The organism is Clostridioides sp. ES-W-0018-02, from assembly GCF_020658175.1.
Lineage (GTDB): Bacteria > Bacillota > Clostridia > Peptostreptococcales > Peptostreptococcaceae > Clostridioides.
Window position 1 is genome coordinate 1 of record NZ_JACVVY010000051.1, and the last position, 440, is coordinate 440.

The following is a 440-nucleotide window of genomic DNA, read 5'->3' on the forward strand; positions in this document are numbered from 1 at the left end:
AATCCCCGTGTCGGTGGTTCGATTCCGCCTCTGGGCACCAAGAATATGGCGGTATAGCTTAGTTGGCTAGAGCGTTCGGTTCATACCCGAAAGGTCATAGGTTCGACTCCTATTACCGCTACTAAAATTTAATGTGGGCCATTAGCTCAGTTGGTTAGAGCGCCCGGCTCATAACCGGTAGGTCTGGGGTTCGAGTCCCTGATGGCCCACCACATTAAATTAATAAAATTTCGAGGTGTAGCGCAGTTTGGTAGCGCACATGGTTTGGGACCATGGGGCCGGGGGTTCGAGTCCCTTCACCTCGACCAATATAATGGTGGGTATAGCTCAGTTGGTTAGAGCGCCAGATTGTGGCTCTGGAGGTCGTGAGTTCGACTCTCATTATCCACCCCAACTAATATGGTCTATTAGCTCAGTCGGTAGAGCACCTGACTTTTAAT

Annotated in this window: 4 tRNA genes; all 4 read left to right on the top strand. The window is 50.2% G+C overall.

The annotated features are described in order from the left end of the window. The first annotated feature begins 47 nt into the window (after window positions 1–47). The 4 genes from IC219_RS21390 to IC219_RS21405 all read left to right on the top strand — a co-directional run bounded on the left by IC219_RS21390 (window position 48) and on the right by IC219_RS21405 (window position 393). Window positions 48–121 (top strand) — tRNA-Met (locus IC219_RS21390). Between the two features lie 14 nt (window positions 122–135). After that, window positions 136–212, top strand: a tRNA-Ile gene (locus tag IC219_RS21395). Between the two features lie 19 nt (window positions 213–231). Continuing rightward, window positions 232–308 (top strand) — tRNA-Pro (locus IC219_RS21400). Window positions 309–316: 8 nt separating this feature from the next. Then, a tRNA-His gene (locus tag IC219_RS21405) sits at window positions 317–393 on the top strand. Window positions 394–440 lie beyond the last annotated feature (47 nt).